The 17868-nt window shown below is 58.3% G+C and carries 16 protein-coding genes; 13 read left to right on the top strand and 3 right to left on the bottom strand.

The genetic code is table 11. From position 1 onward, the window contains the following. Positions 1–156: 156 nt before the first annotated feature. The 4 genes from EOA28_RS01385 (at position 157) to EOA28_RS01370 (ending at position 4178) form a co-directional block, all read left to right on the top strand. Entirely contained in the window at positions 157–1005 is an 849-nt protein-coding gene (locus EOA28_RS01385) for an ABC transporter permease (RefSeq protein WP_245501448.1), read from the top strand. Continuing rightward, positions 1006–1794, top strand: coding sequence for an ABC transporter permease (locus EOA28_RS01380; protein WP_128314441.1), 789 nt, complete (start codon positions 1006–1008; stop codon positions 1792–1794). 15 nt (positions 1795–1809) lie between these two features. Beyond that, a complete protein-coding gene (locus EOA28_RS01375; protein ID WP_128314440.1) occupies positions 1810–2892 on the top strand; it encodes an ABC transporter ATP-binding protein in 1083 nt (360 codons plus the stop codon). A gap of 143 nt (positions 2893–3035) precedes the next feature. Further along, the gene (locus EOA28_RS01370; RefSeq protein ID WP_128314439.1) at positions 3036–4178 is read left to right on the top strand and encodes an extracellular solute-binding protein; all 1143 of its coding nucleotides are present in this window, start codon (positions 3036–3038) and stop codon (positions 4176–4178) included. Between the two features lie 258 nt (positions 4179–4436). Here EOA28_RS01370 and EOA28_RS01365 read toward each other — a convergent pair whose 3' ends face one another. Further along, positions 4437–6032, bottom strand: coding sequence for a GMC family oxidoreductase N-terminal domain-containing protein (locus EOA28_RS01365; protein ID WP_128314462.1), 1596 nt, complete (start codon positions 6030–6032; stop codon positions 4437–4439). Positions 6033–6512: 480 nt separating this feature from the next. Here EOA28_RS01365 and EOA28_RS01360 point away from each other — a divergent pair, with 480 nt between their 5' ends. Both EOA28_RS01360 and EOA28_RS01355 read left to right on the top strand, forming a co-directional pair. Further along, positions 6513–7220 carry a hypothetical protein gene (locus EOA28_RS01360; RefSeq protein ID WP_245482207.1) on the top strand — a complete coding sequence of 236 codons (708 nt, stop codon included), beginning with the start codon at positions 6513–6515 and terminating at the stop codon, positions 7218–7220. Positions 7221–7355: 135 nt separating this feature from the next. Next, positions 7356–7946 (top strand): DUF1349 domain-containing protein, encoded by a 591-nt coding sequence (locus EOA28_RS01355; protein WP_245482208.1) that lies wholly within the window; start codon positions 7356–7358, stop codon positions 7944–7946. 161 nt (positions 7947–8107) lie between these two features. Here the strand turns inward: EOA28_RS01355 and EOA28_RS01350 are convergent, their stop codons facing one another. Then, positions 8108–8419 (bottom strand): hypothetical protein, encoded by a 312-nt coding sequence (locus EOA28_RS01350; protein WP_128314438.1) that lies wholly within the window; start codon positions 8417–8419, stop codon positions 8108–8110. 88 nt (positions 8420–8507) lie between these two features. On the opposite strand from EOA28_RS01350, the gene EOA28_RS01345 reads away from it, so the two are divergent. From EOA28_RS01345 to EOA28_RS01320, 6 genes are all read left to right on the top strand, one after another. Further along, on the top strand, positions 8508–9386 hold the full coding sequence (locus EOA28_RS01345) for a dihydrodipicolinate synthase family protein (protein WP_128314437.1): 879 nt from the start codon (positions 8508–8510) through the stop codon (positions 9384–9386). Between the two features lie 77 nt (positions 9387–9463). Continuing rightward, a complete protein-coding gene (locus EOA28_RS01340) occupies positions 9464–11044 on the top strand; it encodes an ABC transporter substrate-binding protein (protein WP_128314436.1) in 1581 nt (526 codons plus the stop codon). A gap of 60 nt (positions 11045–11104) precedes the next feature. Next, positions 11105–12073 carry an ABC transporter permease gene (locus EOA28_RS01335; RefSeq protein WP_128314435.1) on the top strand — a complete coding sequence of 323 codons (969 nt, stop codon included), beginning with the start codon at positions 11105–11107 and terminating at the stop codon, positions 12071–12073. Between the two features lie 17 nt (positions 12074–12090). Continuing rightward, positions 12091–12921 (top strand): ABC transporter permease, encoded by an 831-nt coding sequence (locus tag EOA28_RS01330; RefSeq protein ID WP_127404791.1) that lies wholly within the window; start codon positions 12091–12093, stop codon positions 12919–12921. Position 12922: 1 nt separating this feature from the next. After that, entirely contained in the window at positions 12923–14500 is a 1578-nt protein-coding gene (locus tag EOA28_RS01325) for an ABC transporter ATP-binding protein (protein WP_245501447.1), read from the top strand. Positions 14501–14558: 58 nt separating this feature from the next. After that, positions 14559–15374, top strand: a complete 816-nt coding sequence (locus EOA28_RS01320; protein WP_245501446.1) for an IclR family transcriptional regulator — start codon at positions 14559–14561, stop codon at positions 15372–15374. Positions 15375–15468: 94 nt separating this feature from the next. Here the strand turns inward: EOA28_RS01320 and EOA28_RS01315 are convergent, their stop codons facing one another. Further along, positions 15469–16524, bottom strand: coding sequence for a Gfo/Idh/MocA family oxidoreductase (locus tag EOA28_RS01315; RefSeq protein WP_245482194.1), 1056 nt, complete (start codon positions 16522–16524; stop codon positions 15469–15471). Positions 16525–16656: 132 nt separating this feature from the next. Between EOA28_RS01315 and EOA28_RS01310 the strand changes: the two genes are divergently transcribed. Then, positions 16657–17478 carry a helix-turn-helix transcriptional regulator gene (locus tag EOA28_RS01310; protein ID WP_127227974.1) on the top strand — a complete coding sequence of 274 codons (822 nt, stop codon included), beginning with the start codon at positions 16657–16659 and terminating at the stop codon, positions 17476–17478. The last annotated feature ends 390 nt before the right edge of the window (positions 17479–17868 follow it).

Genomic DNA, 17868 nt, shown 5'->3' with positions numbered 1-17868 from the left:
GACCAGCCGCTGCCAGTGGGAACAATGAGCGCCGTCTGCTCAAGCCGTCAAGTACTTTAGAAGATCGCCAGAGCCGTCGAATCGGATACATGTAGAACATTAGCAAATGAATTGGGTGAGAAATTGGTAAATCACCAGACTCGTTTGGGAAGCATATTGGCAACGCCAGCTGCGTTATATATGTTTGTCTTCTTTGTAGCTCCTGCAATTGGGCTTTTCATATATAGCTTTTGGTCGTCCGAGGCATACCGGATCGTTCCCGATTTCCAATTTTCCAACTACTTGGATTCTCTGACGTCAGCCGTCTTTTGGAAGGTGACTTTAAATGCAATTCGGATCGGGTTGATTACCGCCACCATATCAGTCCTGCTAGCCATCCCGGTGGGTTACTATCTGGTATATGTGAGCCGTTCCCAAATTATCCTTTATCTGATTTTGATCACTTGGTTTTCAAGCTACCTGGTTCGCATCTACGCTTGGCGCACATTGCTCGGCACCAACGGCCTGTTGAATACCGTGCTTCTCGAGATGGGAATCATCCACGAGCCTGTAACGGCTTTCATTTTCAACTCTTTCGCCGTCACCATCACACTGACGCATATCTACCTGCCGTTTTGCATTCTCCTGGTGGTTTCAGCGCTGAGCGAGATCAAGCGCGACCTCGTCGATGCATCGCGAGATCTTGGCACCTCGGCGCTGGGGGCCTTCTTCCGCGTCATCGCCCCAAATGCGGCAAACGGGCTTGTCGGCGCCTTTATGCTGACATTCATCCTGGTGGCAGGCGACTATGCAACCCCACAGATGCTTGGCGGATCGTCCGGACAGACGACAGGACTCTTAATTGCGGATCAGTTCCGCAAGACCGGAAATTGGCCGCTTGGCGCTGCCCAGGCTTTTATCATGTTTGCGGTCTCCGCCACTCTCTACGTCGCGGTCATGACGATCGGGCGAGCCACGGGGATGATTGCCAAGCGACGCGGCGCTGTAGTGTTGGAGGAGGCGTAGATGCTTCTGCGGCTTGTCGTTTGGATCATCCTCGCCTTTCTATTGGCGCCGCTGGTCATCATCGTTCTTTTCAGTTTCCATGCCTCACCTGCGTTGTCGTTCCCATTCGCGGGGTTCAGCCTTCGCTGGTACCGTGACCTCTTTGGCAATCAGCTGCTTATCGAGGCAGTCCTCAAGAGCCTGACCGTCGCGGCCCTGACAGCCTTGATCACCCTTTTGCTTGGCGCGACCGCGTCGCTTGCATGGTTGCGTTTCGGTCAAGCTGGGCGCTTCCTGATCGAAGCTTTCACGATAACGCCGATTGCCCTTCCAGGCCTGTTCGTGGGCGTGTCTCTGCTGGTGCTATTCGCGCAGGCAGGTATCCAGCTATCCACCGCTACGATTGTCATCTCGCACGTGGTCATCGCTATTCCAATTCTCGTGGTGGCGATGAGGGCGCGACTCAGCCTCTTCGATCCTTCCCTCGAGGAGGCCGCGCGGGATCTCGGCGCAAGTAGCCTGCAGACCTTCGCGAGGGTGACCTTGCCCCTGATGGCGCCAACGCTGATCTCTTCAGCGATTCTGGCTTTTGCCGTGTCCTTCGACGAGTTTGTGGTGACGTCCTTCGTTGCCGGCACCGAGACGACCCTTCCAATGTACATCTGGTCCATGATGCGCCGCACCGTCACACCGCTCATCAACGCGATATCCACGCTCGCGCTGGCATTTTCGATCGCCATTCTCATTGCGGCCTGGGCCATTGGCCAACTTCGCCGCAATTCCTCCATTGCTGGCCGCACGATACCTTGAGGAGCTAACTGACCCATGAATACCGCCCCTCCAATCATCGAGATCTCCGCCGGCAAGAAGGTCTTCGGAAACTTCATCGCGCTCAGCGATATCAACCTGTCGATTGCCGAGGGAGAGATTCTGACGCTTCTCGGGCCCAGCGGCTGCGGGAAAACAACATTGATGCGCCTCATTGCAGGCTTCGAGGCGCTGTCTTCGGGGACTTTGCGAATTGCCGGAGCAGACGTCGCGAGCATGCCGCCGGAAGCCAGGCCCGTGAACATGGTTTTCCAGCGGTACGCGCTGTTTCCCCATCTCGATGTCTTCGAGAATGTTGCCTTCGGCCTCAGGGTGAGAGGTCTGCCTAAGGACGAGATCAAAGACCGCGTTCAGCAAATTCTGCGCATCGTGCAAATGGAAAGTTTTGCCAGCCGCTACATCGACCAGATCAGCGGTGGCCAGAGCCAACGCGTAGCGCTCGCGCGAGCGCTGGTTAATCGGCCCAAGGTCCTGCTGCTCGATGAGCCGCTGGCCGCGCTGGATCTAAAGATCCGGCAGCACATGCTTGGCGAAATGAAGCGAATCCACGCTGAAACAGGCGCGACATTTGTCTACGTCACGCATGATCAGGATGAGGCAATGATCCTGTCGGACCGTGTCGTGCTCATGGAAAAGGGGCGCGTCGTTCAGGTTGATCGGCCCCGAGATATGTACGCCAAGCCCAAATCCCTGTTCGCCGCAAAGTTCCTTGGTGAAACCAATCTGTTCGATGCGCGCATCACGCAAGCCAATGGGGCCAGCGCTACCGCCGTCACAGCTTCCGGGATCCAATTTCACGCCGATGGTTTCCTAGATGCAAGCGCGCACGAAAACGTCGTGATCTCGATCCGTCCGGAGGCGCTCAGCTTCCGCATCGAGGATTCCTTGCAGAGAGCCGAGGGAACGGTAGAGGACATCGTTTTCATTGGCAGTCGATCGTTCTACACGCTGCGCCTCGACGACCAATCGCGTGTGCGGGTCCAGGTACAAAATGACGCTCGAACTTCTTTGCCGAGCCTCAACGCTCGCACATGCGTATGCTGGGATACCGCAAACGTTGTCATGCTGCCTGCAGGCTAGGCAGCAGCGGGGTTTCATCCTTCGCATAGCGAAGCAGACACTGCGACGATGGGCGGCGCCAATTTCCACCATGCGAAATTGTGAAACTGCCGCAGACCCCGGAGACTCCAACCAGTAGTCAGCTCTAAAACAGGGGAATCGAAATGAGAAAAATCTGGTCTACAAACGAAATCATGCAAACCGCAATGGGTCGCCGGGCGTTCCTGGGAGGGGCTGCCTCCCTAGCCGGCAGCGCTGTGCTGGGCCCGCTCTTTTCAGGCGCGGCGCGAGCCGCTGGTGGCGATATCCAAATTATGGCCTGGGAGGGCTTTGAGCTTACCGATGAACTTGCCGAGTGGCGAGCAAAGAACGAGGTCAATGTTCAGGTCAGTGCGATCGGTAATCAGGACGATGTCACGACCAAGTTCAGCGTTCCTAATCCGCCGCCCTTTGATGCGGCCGAATACAATCAAGGATACGCTGACCTCTATATTGACATTCTCAAAATCACAAAGCCCCTCGATAGGGCCCAGCTCTCGAACTACAGTAAAGATAACCTTTTCGACGTCTTCTATGAGAAGCCGACCTGGTTCAGGGACAGCAAGCTATTCGGCGTGCCATATCAATGGGGACTGAACGCGCTCGTCTACAACCCGGCTCTGATGGCAAAGCCCGAATCCTACGAGGATTTGCTCAAGCCCGAGTTGAAGGGCAAGATCGCTCTCGTAGACGATACCCTGGCTACTTGGCCAATTGCCGCACGTATGGCCGGGTTGGGCGATAAGTTTCCGAATGTCACGCACGACGAGATGAAGGCTATTTTCGCTAATTTGACCAAATATCGCGACCAGTCGCGAACCATCAGCCTCACCTACGGCGATCTGGTATCACTATTCGTTTCCGGAGAAATTGCGGCCCTGTTCTGCGGCTGGACCGGAATTCCTGTTGAAACAGCCAAGCAGAACTTCAAGACCGAATATACAATCCCGAAGGAGGGGGCTGGAACTTGGTGCGATGCCTGGTTCACCCCGCCGGCCGTGGATAATCCTGAAGCAGCGCATGCCTTCATCAACATGGCGATCTCGCCCGAGGTTCAGGCCAAGGTGGCGGCGCGCAACGCCTCCGGAGTGGTATCCTCCAAAGCCGTAGACCTGTTGCCTGCCCAAACGAAGGCGCTGTTCGACTATTCTGACGTTCCCGGCATCTTCAAGTCGTCGCCGCTCTTGGGCATCCCGCCGCTGAAATCGGACACGTTCGCCACCTATGCCGACTGGGTGGCCGCCTGGAATGAGTTTAAAGCCGGCTAACGCAATCCGCAATTGCTGCCACCCAAAAAGAAGGCGACGACCGAGAGGTCGTGCCTTCTCATTTTTTTGAACACTTTGCGCGGCACGATAGGTGCTCTGTCACCTGCTGGCTTACGAGGATGGCGGCTGCGGCGCTCGCCCATCCTTGTAAGCCTTAGCATCGACTTTGTCTAAAACCTCGGAGCTAGGGCGTGCCGGGAAAAAGGACTTTGCGGACGAGCCGCTGTAGGCGCGACAAAATAGGCGGTTTGCTCGATCCTACTTTCCTTGCTTGATGAAATCCGCTGTTCTTTCGCCGATCATGATGCAGACTGCGTTGGGGTTGCCTGAAATGAGGGTTGGCATGACGGATGCGTCGGCCACGCGTAGACCCTCGAGACCGTGAACGCGGAGCCTGGGGTCCACGACCGCCATATCGTCATGGCCCATGCGGCAGGTGCCGGCGGGGTGAAGCGCTGCATGCGCTGCCTCTTGGCAAAACCTTCTTACTTGGATCGGCGTCGTCGTAGCGGCGGAGGGGATTTGTCTCGATGCAATATAGCGCCGGATGGCCGGTTGCTCCATGATTTCGAAGGCGCCCATAGTTCCTTCAACCACCGCATCGAGATCATAGGGGTCAGAAAAATATCTCGGCGCCACCCGTGGATTGGCATAAGGATCGGCGCTTTGCAGCGTCACTTCCCCTCGAGACCGGGGCCGGATCTGTCCCAGGTTTATCGTGCAGCCGTTTCCGCCGGGGACGGCGTCAACCCCTTCCTCAATGCCGGCACCCACCACCATGAAATATTGGACATCCGGGATCGCTTCGCTCGTATTGCCCCACCAGAACGCCCCGCCTTCGATCAGGTTCGAGGAAGCCGGGCCATCCCTGAACAGCAGATAGTTCAGCCCAGCCGCGGCTTTCCAGAGCGGCTTCTTGTATTTGTCGTAGCTGTGGGGCCCGTTCAACTGATAGACGAGCGATATCTCGATATGGTCCTGCAGGTTCTGTCCGACCCCCGGCAGATCGGCAGCCACAGGAATGCCATGTCCGCGCAAAGCGTCGGCCGGGCCGATTCCCGACAACATCAGCAATTTCGGCGAGGCAATCGCACCCGCCGACAGGATGACTTCGCGATTGGCCATCAGCACCCATTTACGCCCCTTCGCCACATACTCCACCCCGATGGCCCGCCCCTTCTCCACGATTATACGCGTGACCCTCGAACCGGTTCGGACCTGGAGATTAGCTCGGCGGCGAGCGGGTTTGATGAATGCCGTTGCGGAGCTGCTGCGCCGGCTGTTTTTGGCTGTGATCTGGTATAGGCCGCAGCCGGCCTGGTCACCCGAATTGAAATCAGGATTATAGGGCAGCCCAGCCTGCTGGCACGCCTGCAGCCAGGCCCGTGTGAGGGGATGGATGTGGTCGATGTCGGAAACACCCAGCGGTCCGCCTACGGCGTGGGCGTGGTTACAGAACCGGTTGTTGTCTTCAGACCGCAGAAAGAATGGCAACACATCATCATAGTTCCAGCCATCGGCGCCGAGCGCTTCCCAGCGTGCGTAGTCGGACGGGGCCCCGCGTATGTAGATCATGGCATTGACTGAACTGCCACCGCCCAGCACTCGGGCCTGGACCATGGTCGGCTGCTGGTTGCGCGTTTGTGCTGCAGTGGGCTCCCAGGCAATCCGTTTCAAGAGCGACCCTTGCGCGGTCTTGTAGTAGGCACCCGGTATGTGGATGTATGGGTTGAAATCGCGCGGTCCCTCCTCCAACAGAAAGACCGAGGCATCAGGATCTTCAGAAAGCCGCGCGGCGATCACGCATCCGGTCGAGCCGCCGCCAACGACTATGTAATCACAGCTTGTCTGCATAATTTCATTCCGCGGTCGGATCCCCAAGCGCGCCGAGCCATACGTTGTCATGGGGACGAAATCCTCTGATCGAACTCCAGCGTGCGATCCGGTGCAGACGCATGCCGGATTTGGCGCGGCAGATCTCCATCTCCTTTTGAACATCGATAGGACGCTATGTCGGAGTTGGCCCTGCCAATCTCGCACAGTAGGCAAACATCGAGGCCGCATGACAAGTTCGCAACATATGGAACATGGAAGCAAGGTGACGCGCCGAGCGAGAAAGTTTGCAGTGGTGTCGGCGCTCGGCGGCTTGCGTAGCCGGCGCCGTGCCAACCAATCTCCCGACGACCCCCGACTGCCAGGTCGGCCTTGCCGCATCGGTACCCAGCGGCGCTTCGCGATGTGGCGCAGAATCGACATCAAGTTGCGACAAGAATCGTCTGGACGCGCACTTCTTTCGGCTCCCGCATTGTGGTGTGGTCGGGGCAGGTAACCCTGATGATGGACGACAAAACCGTGCCGAACCAGACGAGAGACCTTTCGTTTGCCGACGACTTCATCTTCGCCAAGCTCGTCGAAGATGTCCGTGACTATCCCGTTGACGATGCTGTCGTTGTGAACATCAGTCCCAGCGCGATGATCACCGGGGACGAGCATCCGGCGATCGTGCCTGCCTGGAAGTCGACATGGCTGAAGGGCGGGCAAATCAAGTTCGCGGAACGGGCGGCGCTTCTGAAGGTGCGAAAAGCCACCAATCTTGGCGGCTGCATGTTCCGCGGCTGGGACTGGCTAGGCAATCGAATCAAGAGCTTCCCACGCGATACGCCGCTTTTCATTTCCCCGCAGGATGAGATCGGTACGGTGAGCACCGATCCTCTGGTATTCACCAATGAGCGCGTAGCACCGGGATCGCCCCAGACGTTCACTCTCAAGTTGAACCTTTGGTGGTCGCCGGGAGACACTGACTGCTTCATCCACAATGAGCACCGCTTCCTTGAAACACACACACAAATCCACGGCTCCGGCCGGATGCAGAAGTTTCGACTGCGGGACGAAACCACAATTTATGAAGACGTGGTGATGCCGGTCGGTTATTCGCATGACCCCTTCTGCAGGGTCACCGGCAAGAATGAGTGGACCTACCCTTGGCACCGCTACTACGCGGATACCGATTCTGTGTGGCTCGCCGTAGAACTCCACCCCTGATCGCTTCGGACCAGTCTCTGGAAATCGTTGACGCGCCTCGCGACGGTCGGCGATCAAGCATCGGCGCCGAGATCTGTTCGAACTGGTTAAGCGGCGGGCTTCTCAACCGAGTTGGTTAGAGTGAAAGGAAAGAACATGAAGCTCGACAGCATGCGAGTTGAGGGGACTGAAAACGGCACCGCGGCGATTGAGGACAACTCGGTGCGGCTGCGGGCCAAAGCGAAGACGGACTGGTTCTTCGCTCCGAGCGGCAAAAGCCGGGTCGCGAATGTCACCCGAGTGGTGCGCGAGATCGACGAGCAGCATTTTGCACTCTCTGCTAGGGTCTCTGTCGAATTCGCGTCCGCTTACGACGCTGGCGCGATTTTCATCGCATGTGACGATAACAATTGGGCAAAGATTGCGTTCGAATTTTCCGCCGCGCGCAAGCCGACCATTGTGAGCGTGGTGACTCGCGGCACATCCGATGATTCGGACGGACCCCGTCATTTCGGCGACCATGTGTGGCTACGCGCTTATTGCGATGGAGAAACAATCGCGTTCCATTTTTCGGAAGACGGCAAGTACTGGAATTTCCTGCGCTGGTTCACTCTGCCCGGCGTCGAAAGGCGGCCGGTGCGTATAGGACTGGGCGTTCAATCGCCGACTGGCGAGGGGACGACCGCTGTTTTTTCGGACGTCCAGCTTTCTGTGGCCAAGATCAGCGATCTGCGCAACGGACAATAGCTGACCATAATTGGCCGTTGACTACAGCGGCTCAGCCCGCTTGGTCCCTCATCATCGATTTGGATCGGGACCAACGGCGACCGACTTTATGGCCTCCGTGTTCCCTGCCAAGGCGCCAGTGATGCGAGGTGGCAGGACGCCGGTAATCGTGATCCGAGTGGTTACGGATGTAACGCAACACGTTTTCGGGATGGTCCGTTCCAGTTCGCAAGAAAAAGCGATCCCCACGGATCGACCGAGATGTTGGCGAGCGCGGTCGCCGCACCAAAATGCAAGCCGCCTTGGCTGCGCACCTGGCTCAATGCCAATTCGCAGCCGCGAGTTGCGGGCTTCGCCACAACGATCGGCATCCGACCGCGCTTGTCGCCCGTGGCGGCTTTTGACCCCGCGCAAATCAATGCGTTCTGACGCGCGAACGGGTCCGGCCGACTGAAAACAGCAGCGGCAGGCCGGTCTTGCTCATTCGAAGCCACCGCTGCGAAACGCTCTTGACAACTTCAGCGCTTCGCGGGATGTTCATTCAGTAATAGTTACTTTCACTGAGTGAAATAAGGATTGGCAATGGCAACTGTGCTTCAAAAAGACGAGATCAAGGGGATCATCCCGCCGCTCGTCTCGACCTTCAGACCCGATGGTGATCTCGACCTGGAGCTGTTCAAGGGTGAGCTCCGGTTCATGGAAGGCGCTGGCATTCACATTGCCGTGGTCGGCGGAAGCACCGGTTCCGGGGATGAGCTTTCCGCAGAAGAACTCGGGCTCTTGGTCGAAACAGCCACGGCCAACAGCAAACTGCGCGTAATCGCCGGGATCATCACGACCACCACCCGCGACGCCATAAAGCGTGGTCTGCTCGCCAAGCAGGCCGGCGCCTGCGCGCTGATGCTTGGCCCGCCAATCTACAATACCCCCTCGGGGGATGGGCTGGACAAGTTCATCCAAGACGTCGGGAGGGCGACCTCTCTGCCCATTATCTACTACAACCATTTCTTCAACCCGCCGGCGGTCATGCAGCGCGTTGCCCGTCTGCCCGAGGTCATCTGCGTGAAAGAAGTGGCGCTGGAGCCGGTGACGGAACTGGTCCAGACGGTTGGCGACCGCGTGGCCATCGCTGCCGGCGCGGACAGCGTGAACATTGCGAGCTTTCTGTTCGGGGCGCAGGCCTCGATCTCCGGCATCAACACGGTCATTCCAAAGCAGTACGGGGAAATCTTTGCCGCGCACACCGCCGGCGATTACGTCCTCGGCCGCAAGCTGACGGACAAGATCGCACCTCTTGCAAGGGAGATGACCAAGAGCGTCAATTTCCCTGCCCGTATCAAGTTCGCCATCAACGCCCAGGGCCGCAAGGTGGGTGAGCCGCGCAAGCCCAATGGCGACCTGGCCAAGGAGGATCAGGAAAACATCCTGAAGGCCCTGAAGCATGCCGGACTGCTCGCCTAAGCCGTTACCGGCGGCAGCCTGTCCGTTCGTCGAGTAAATAAGCCAAAGCAAACCATCAATACAGAGGGAATAAGGAAATGAGGAAGGACGTGTATCCCCCCAAGGCAGGTTCGACGCTTGTCGGGCGGCGCGATGTGCTGAAGACAGGCTTGTTGTTGGGCACCGGCATAATGCTTGCCGGGGCGGGGCTTCGCCCGGCCCTGGCCGACGAACCGAAGCGGGGAGGGACGCTCCGCGTCGGCCTAGGCGCAGCCGGGGCGAAATCTTCGCTCAACCCCTTCATCTCGACGGGCGATATGGATTTCGCCGGCGCCCAGTCGATCTTCGACCGGCTCACCGACTTCGACAAGGATGGCAATCTCTACAACAAGCTGGCGGATGACTTCACTCACAACGCCGAGGGCAACGTCTGGAAAATCAAGCTCAAGAAAGGTGTGGTCTGGCATGACGGCGCGCCTTTCACGGCCAAGGACGTCGTCTACACCATCCAGTACATCCTCAATTCCGACAACAAGGCCGACGCCTATCCCAACCTGGCTCCGCTCCTGGAGCCGAAAGGGGTGCGTGCACTCGATCCCCATACAGTCGAAGTTGCGTTGAAACAGCCCTATGCGCTGCTTCCGCAAGTGCTGGGCAGCAAGGTCATGTTCCTCATGAAGGACGGCACGACCGATTTCGACAAGCCGATCGGGACCGGGCCCTTCAAGTTCGTGTCGTGGTCCCGCGGCCAGCGGGTGACGCTCGCGCGCAGCGATAACTATCGCACACCGGGCCAGCCATATCTCGACGGTGTCGAATTCATCGCGATCAACGACCCGACCGCGCGAATGAACGCGCTGGTGGCCGGCCAGGTCGATGCCGTGGCTCAGCTCGATGGAAGTCTTGCGCGCCTGATTGAAGCAAATCCCGCACTCACCCTGTTGCGCTCCAAGAGCGGTGCCACGACCGACCAATTCATGATGACGAACCTGAAACCCTTTACGGACGTGCGCGTCCGCCAGGCGTTCCGGCTCATGATCGACCGCCAGCAACTGCTCGACAACGCACTGTCGGGATATGGCAGGATTGGCAACGACCTGCATTGCATCACGGATCCAGACTACGCCTCCGAATTGCCGCAACGCGCTTACGACCCGGATCAGGCGAAATCTCTGCTCAAGCAGGCGGGCTTTGACAACAGCCAGGCGATTACCCTCTACACCTCGGATGCCGCTCCAGGCATGCAGGCGTCGGCTACGCTCATCGCCAACCAGGCCAAGAAGATCGGCGTCAATATCGAACTTCTGGTCGTGCCGCCCGACAGCTACTATTCCGGGCCGAACTTCAAAAAGACGCAGATGGGCAGTTCGGATTGGGGACAGCACACTCTCGAATCTCAATTCGGGCAAGGCTATGCGAGGGGGGCCTACTGGAACGAACCGGATTGGACCAGCGACGAGTTCGATAAGTGGGTAAGCAAGGCGAGGACCACATTCGACGGCCCCAAGCGCCGCGAATATTACGTAGAGGCTCAGAAGGTCCTCTGGAATGAGGGAGCTTACATCATCTGGGGCTTCCGTGATCTTCTCGATGCCTCCAGCGCCAAGGTCAAGAACATCGTTCCCTCCACCCAGAGAAATCTTGGCTATTATCAGTTCGAAAGCGTCTATTTCGCGTAGGCTGCAAGCCGCCGTGGCCGGCCAGGCTGCGGTGGCACCCCTTTTTGTAGAGTGACCTCCTTGAACAAGCCTTTGCTCCAGCTTCTTTTGACAAGAATAGCCCTGGCTGCCGTCACGCTGTTTGCCGTCTCCATCGTCGTCTTTGCCGCGACCCAATATCTACCAGGAGATCCGGCCCGGGCTGCGCTCGGTGCCAAGGCTGATCCCTCGGCGGTTGAGGCGCTCAGGCGCGAGTTCGGCATGGACCGGCCTGCAGTCGTGCAATATGCGAGCTGGATCGGGGGCGCACTCACCGGCGACTTCGGCCGGTCGATACCGTCCGGGCGGTCAGTCTGGGAGGCGATTGGGCCGAGGGCCATCAACACCCTGATACTGACGGTCACATCGCTGCTTCTGCTGATACCGCTCTCCTTCGTGCTCGGCATTGCAGCGGCGCTCTTCAAAGACAGATTGGCTGACCACCTGATCTCGGTTCCGACGATCGTGACCGTCGCCCTGCCCGAGTTCGTCATCGGCACGGTGTTGATCGTACTTTTCGCAGTTTATCTTCGTTGGCTGCCGCCGGTATCGCTGATCAACGACAGTCTCCCCCTTTCATCTCAATCGACCCTTTTCATTTTGCCGGTTCTGACACTGCTCGGCACCACACTTGCCCAGGTCGTACGGATGGTGCGGGCGGTGGCACTCGAAGTGCTGAGCGCCGAATACATCTATATGGTGCGGCTGAGGGGCATAAGCCCCGCGCGGGTACTGCTGCGCCATGTTCTTCCCAACACCATCACACCGACCATCCAGACGATCGCGTTGAACGCAGCCTGGTTGGCTGGTGGAGTGGTGGTCACCGAGTCCGTCTTTCAGCTGCCTGGCATCGGCAGCGCGCTCTCGGAAGCTGTCATCAACCGTGACATGCCGACAGTGCTCGCCATCACGCTGATCATCACCGCCACCTATGTGCTGATCAACCTGGTGTCCGAAGCGCTGATCCTTCTTCTTAATCCAAGGCTGCGCGTGGCGCGCGGTACGACCTAGTCGAAGGGATTGACCGTATGCGCCGCTCCGTCCTGCGCCTGACCTTGGCGAAGCCAGCAGCTCGCATCGCTCTGGTCCTGGTCGTCATCATCGTTGCTCTTGCTTCGCTCGGACCATTTTTCAGTCCCTACGCCTTCGATGAAATCGTCGGCGCTCCATTCGCGCCCATAACCCAGGGGCATTGGCTTGGAACCGACTTCCTTGGGCGCGACACTTTCAGTCGCTTCCTCTATGGCGGAAGGACTGTGCTCGTCGTCGCGCTTTGCGCGACAGTCGCGGCCTATATCGTGGCGGTGCCGCTTGGCATCTACTCGGGCCTGCGGCGAGGCTCGCTCGATATTCTTCTGATTGCCATTTCCGATGTGATCTATGCCCTGCCGCCGGCAATCTTTCTTCTCGTCCTTCTCGCTTCGACGGGGCCAAGCCTGCCCACAGTCATCATAGGGATCGTGATCCTGCATTCGCCCCGCATCTTCCGTATCGTGCGACTGATCACCATGGATATCTCCAAGAACGAGTACGTCGAAGCTGCCTTCGCGCGCGGGGAAAGCTGGGCCGCAATCTGCTTCCTTGATATCCTGCCCAACGTGCTGACCCCCGTCCTGGCCGACTTCGGGGTGCGGCTTTGCGGGTCGATCATTCTCTACGCTTCCCTAAGCTATCTGGGCCTGGGCCTGCCACCGCCGGCGGCCGACTGGGGTCTGATGATCAGCGAAAACCGCATTGGCATCACGATCTCGCCATGGATCGCACTCGCGCCAGCTCTGGCAATTGCTGCCTTCTCCGTTGCCGTCAACGTGCTTGCCGACAGCTTTGCGCGCTCGGTCGGTCGGTCGAAAGAGATCTGAAATGACCGAAGCAATCCCGCTCGTTGTGCAATCGCTTTTCATGCATGATCTGAACGGCCGCGAAATCGTTAGCGACGTCTCCCTTCACGTGAAGCAGGGTGAAGTCCTGGCCATCATCGGTGAATCGGGATCTGGAAAGACGTCGGTCGCCTTGAGTTTGCTAGGCTTTGCGCGGCCCGGAATGCGTATTTCGTCCGGCAAGATTTTAATTGGCGGCACAGACATCCTCTCGCTCTCGAGCCGGAGGAAACGTGCCTTCCAGGGCGGCAAAGTATCGCTGGTTCCGCAAAATCCGACGACGAGCTTCAGCCCCCGTATGTCAGTCGGCAAGCAAATGGCCGAGCTTCTTGCGGCGCACGGCCATTCGGGCACCGGCATGAAGCAACTGATGCGTGACGCGTTGCGGAGCGTCGATCTACCAGACGATGAAAAGTTTTCGAGACGCTATCCCTTCGAGCTGAGTGGCGGTCAACTGCAACGCATCGCAATTGCCATGGCCTTCGTCACGTCTCCGCAGGTCATCGTGATGGATGAGCCGACCACCGGCCTTGACGTATCCACCCAGCAGACGATCCTTGAGCTGATAGCGAGGCTGGTCAAGTCCAGCAGCGCCAGCGTGGTCTACGTCACCCATGACCTTGCCGTCGTGAACGTCGTGGCCGACAGGGTAGCCGTCATGCTTTCTGGCAGGATCGTCGAGCAGGGGAGCCGCAGGCAGGTTTTCGTCGAACCGAGCGCCGATTACACGCGCATGCTGCTCGACGCCATTCCACGACTGGTAACCGATGGTCCAGCGGCGGCGCCCGAGGCCGAGGGTGCAATTGAATTCCAGAACATCCTCAAGGTGAAGAACCTGCGCGCGGCTCATGGTCATGTCGAGGTCGTGCACGGCGTTTCATTCTCGGTTGGCAAAGGCGAATGCGTGGGTCTGGTCGGTGGGAGCGGCAGCGGCAAAACCACAACAGGCCGATGCGTGACAGGTTTGCACAGCAACGCCTCGGGCAGCTTGTTGTTCGAAGGCCATTCGATGCCATTCGCCGTCTCAAGCCGCTCCAAGGCAGATCTCAGCGCCATGCAGATCGTGTTCCAAAATCCCGATCGCTCTCTGAACCCGAAGGAATCTATCGCCCAGAGCATCGCTCGTGCCGTTCGCCTAACGGGACTGGCTGATAGAGCACGGGTCGGCGCCGAAGTCCGGTCGCTTCTCGACCGCGTCCGGTTACCGCAACGAGTTGCCGATCTTTACCCGGCAGATTTATCCGGAGGTGAGCGTCAACGCGTAGCCGTGGCCCGCGCGCTCGCGGTCAAACCGAAGCTTCTGGTGTGTGACGAAATCACTTCGGCTCTCGACGTGTCAGTGCAAGCGGCCGTGGTCGAGCTTCTGCTCGATTTGAAGAGGGACGGCCTGGCGATGCTGTTCATAACGCACAACCTGCCGCTGGTCTCCGAAATTGCAGAATCCATCATAATCATGAAGGACGGAAGCATCGTTGAGGCGGGACGAACGAATGACGTCCTGCGTTCGCCGAAGCACTCTTACACAGGAATGTTGCTGGACGCCGCACCGCGACTTAATTGACGGCCGGCTCGACTTGGAGCACCAAGGGACGATTGCTACGGGATTCGCTGGAACGATCTTGCCAAACGACCTGTTCACCGATGAGGAAAAAAGTGCCCGCTTCGACGCTGTCGATCGGGCGGTTGCAGTTTTGCGCGTTCTTGAGCGGTCTGACCAACCTATGTCGCTGTCGATGATCGCACGAGAGGTCGGGCTGGGACAGCCAACCACATCACGTTATGTGGCCAGCCTCGTTGGGCATGGGCTCATCGAAAAGGTGAATGGAAATCGCTATGTTCTGGGCATTGGGCTTTATATCCTTGGGCAGAAATCACTCCACCGCAGGGACGTCAGAACGGTAGCCCACCCCTATCTGGAAACCTTGCACGAGCAGTTCAACGAGACCGTCAGCTTCGCCCTTTGGCTGCGCCGCGAGGTTGTCGTCGTGGACTGTATCGAGGCCATGCAGACGCTGCGCCAGGGAGCATCAGTGGGAGTAGTCAACCCATGGCACGCCACTTCTCTCGGAAAGTCGATTCTCGCATGGCTTGATCCGCATGAAGTGGACGTTCTGCTGAAGGAGCCGGGGCTGCCCCGTTACACGTACAACACCCTCACCACCGTCGACCAACTGCGTGCGGAATTTCCGCTTATCCGGGAGCGGGGCTATTCGGTCGACAACGAGGAGTCCGCCATTGGAGGGCGCTGCATCGGGGCACCCGTCTTCGATCAATCGGGGCGCCCGCTCGGCGCAATCAGCATCAGCGGACCAGTCGCGCGCGTTACTGACGAGGATGTCCCCTCAACCGGAGGGCGAATCACCGAGATCGCGGGTCAGATATCCCGCGCAATGGGGTATTCGGGACGGCCATCCCGTGAGACCAGGCAATCCTGATCTGGTCTTGCTCATTGCCTTCTGAAGCCAAGCAGGCACGTCTCCCGCGATAGAACGTCCGCTGGGAAACACGACGGTCCCAAGCTGGCGCATGTCACTGGCCCGCAGCTTCCTGAACAGATTGATCTCGCTTCAGGAGGCCCCTCGTTTGCTGCCCTCCTTGAACTGTGGCGGTGCGGCGCCTCGAGGCGGCCTTAGCCACAGCCTCCGCGGCGCGAAGGGCAGCTACGCTATCTGACCCCCGTGCCAGCCAAGTCAGCCTTCGCTCCCCGGCGCTGACAAAGTCCTCGACTGCAGCAACGTGCGAATCCCCGTCGCGAACCGGCACGAGCTCGTTCTTGGCTGCATGCCGACGCATGAGCGTACCCGAAGCCTTGCCGTTCAGCGTACCGTGGGCGATCAGCGTGCCGCGATCTCCAGCCACCACGACCGTGCTTTCCAGGTCGGCGATCGCAAAACTCTCGAATGCATGAAACAGGCTGCCATCGTTCAGTTGAAACGAATAGGAGATCTGGTTGGGTCTGCCATCGGCAATAGTGCAAGTGGCCGAAACTTCACGCGGTTCTCCGCCAGTCAGGAACCTTGCAAGGTCAATGTCGTCGACTGACATGTCGAGATAGATGTCGCCTTCGCTGTCGAGATCGTCCTTTCTGCGCTTGGCCGCGGGCTTGTACGGTCCCTCGCGGGTAAGAAGGATCGATTGCACCTTCCCGATGTCACCATCCAGGATCAGTCTGCGCATGGTCTGGTGAATGGCCGACGCACGGAACGGATGATGTACCGCAAGCACTATCCCGGCGCTGTCGCACAGACGCACAAGCTCAGCGGCTACTTTGCTGTTTTCGGAGATCGGGCCGTCGCAAAGGACGTTCTTGCGAGCTTTGGCCGCAGCGGTGATGTAATGGGCCCGTCGCCTCAGACGTGCACTGACATAGGTGAACTCGACGTTAGGATCGCCCAGGGCATCCGACAGGTTGGTCGTCCATTGCGGAATATCGAGATCCTGAGCGAAATGAGCTGCATCCATCTTTCGGCGGCTGACCACCCATAACGGAGTGTGCCCTTGCGCTCTGATGCCCGCGACCATCTGCTCCGTGGCAATGGTTCCGGTCCCCATAACTGACCACCCCGTCTTGCCGTGAGTTGCCATGCCAGGCGCTCCTGATCTGGCCCTGAGTATGGGCGCATTCGCCTCTTGCAGCCAACTTCGCACCTCGTTGAAGTCTGCATTAAAGTGACGTACAGATAGCGTCTGTTCGCGTCATAGGGGAGGCGATCAAAGATGAACCACATCGCAGGGGATACTGCGGCGCTCGCGGCAAATTTGAGGACCTTGTGCGATCGCCATGGGTCTGTCGCCGCCGTTTGTCGCAAATTAAACGTCAACCGGCAACAATTTAACAAATATCTGTCCGGCGCCCATGTGCCGTCCAGCGCCAATCTGCGCACGATCGCGAATTTCTTCGGGCTGAGCGTGCCGATCCTTTTCTCCAACCCTGAGGAGTTCAGGACGCTAATTGACGGCAATTTTTTTCATGCGATGTCAACCGCGCGTCATCTGCCGGAGTTTGTCAACTTCCTGTCGAATATTGTCTTCGACGGAAGCGTGCAGGATTCGGAGATCCTAGGTGTCTATGACCGGTATCAGTTTTCGTCGATCTATAAAGGCTTCATTCTAAAATCGGCATTCTGCCTTTATCGGAATAACAATTTTCTCCAGCATTACTATATCGAGCGGTTCCCGAGCTTCGACCGGCCGGGAAGAACGGAATACGTCTTCAAGTACTACGGGTTCAGCTTCCCTGTCGCTGACCGGCTCTTCACGGCCGATTTCGAAGGCATCCAGAGCAATGAGCTCACCTTCGGTGTCTATGCCCAGGTCAAGCGAAATGCGAAGCGCTTCATGTTCGGCATCGCCAGCGGCATTGCCGCAAATGCCTTCCGACAGCCCTATTCGACGAAGGTCGCCTTGCACTACAAGGGGCCAGGCCTGCTCCAACGGAGTCACCTGAAGGAGCTTACCGTGATTGACAGGAGCGACCCGGGCATCCCCAGGGAGGTGCTGCAATATCTGGGCGACGGTTCGGACATGATCCAGATGTGATATGCTAACTGACTAACTGCATTACTCGTCGGCTCTATGCTCGGCCTTGGGCGAACCCGGCTTTGCTACCGGGTCAGTCGCTTTTGCCGATCTGTTCATGTCTCGGATTGCCAACAAGCCGATCACGGTGTGATTGGTGCCCGAGACGTATCAGACCCTACAGGTGACAGCAAAGAGAAGGCGGGCAACTGGTTGCCCGCCTTTCAATGTGACGAAAGTCCTGGGAGGACATCAGACGAGCAACAAACCCTCAGACTCAACTTGCCGATGGAGGCTGGAGCCCAATTCGCTGCTGTTCTTTATATGCATGAGTTACTCCCTGAGCCTGTGGGGGCGCAACTTCGCACGGACAAGGTTTGTGAAGCGACAATATGCATGACGGGCGCCTTC

It is taken from the genome of Mesorhizobium sp. M2A.F.Ca.ET.067.02.1.1, from assembly GCF_004023285.1.
Classification (GTDB): Bacteria; Pseudomonadota; Alphaproteobacteria; order Rhizobiales; family Rhizobiaceae; genus Mesorhizobium.
Note: the sequence above shows the minus strand (reverse complement) of the source record. Positions and strands in the feature narration are given on the sequence as shown.

Bases quoted from the DNA above. Each gene is read 5' to 3' on its own strand.
- EOA28_RS01380 (WP_128314441.1), top strand. From the start codon at position 1,006: ATGCTTCTGCGGCTTGTCGTTTGGATCATCCTCGCCTTTCTATTGGCG.
- EOA28_RS01375 (WP_128314440.1), top strand. From the start codon at position 1,810: ATGAATACCGCCCCTCCAATCATCGAGATCTCCGCCGGCAAGAAGGTC.
- EOA28_RS01370 (WP_128314439.1), top strand. From the start codon at position 3,036: ATGAGAAAAATCTGGTCTACAAACGAAATCATGCAAACCGCAATGGGT.
- EOA28_RS01365 (WP_128314462.1), bottom strand. From the start codon at position 6,032: ATGCAGACAAGCTGTGATTACATAGTCGTTGGCGGCGGCTCGACCGGA.
- EOA28_RS01360 (WP_245482207.1), top strand. From the start codon at position 6,513: ATGATGGACGACAAAACCGTGCCGAACCAGACGAGAGACCTTTCGTTT.
- EOA28_RS01355 (WP_245482208.1), top strand. From the start codon at position 7,356: ATGAAGCTCGACAGCATGCGAGTTGAGGGGACTGAAAACGGCACCGCG.
- EOA28_RS01345 (WP_128314437.1), top strand. From the start codon at position 8,508: ATGGCAACTGTGCTTCAAAAAGACGAGATCAAGGGGATCATCCCGCCG.
- EOA28_RS01340 (WP_128314436.1), top strand. From the start codon at position 9,464: ATGAGGAAGGACGTGTATCCCCCCAAGGCAGGTTCGACGCTTGTCGGG.
- EOA28_RS01330 (WP_127404791.1), top strand. From the start codon at position 12,091: ATGCGCCGCTCCGTCCTGCGCCTGACCTTGGCGAAGCCAGCAGCTCGC.
- EOA28_RS01325 (WP_245501447.1), top strand. From the start codon at position 12,923: ATGACCGAAGCAATCCCGCTCGTTGTGCAATCGCTTTTCATGCATGAT.
- EOA28_RS01315 (WP_245482194.1), bottom strand. From the start codon at position 16,524: ATGGCAACTCACGGCAAGACGGGGTGGTCAGTTATGGGGACCGGAACC.
- EOA28_RS01310 (WP_127227974.1), top strand. From the start codon at position 16,657: ATGAACCACATCGCAGGGGATACTGCGGCGCTCGCGGCAAATTTGAGG.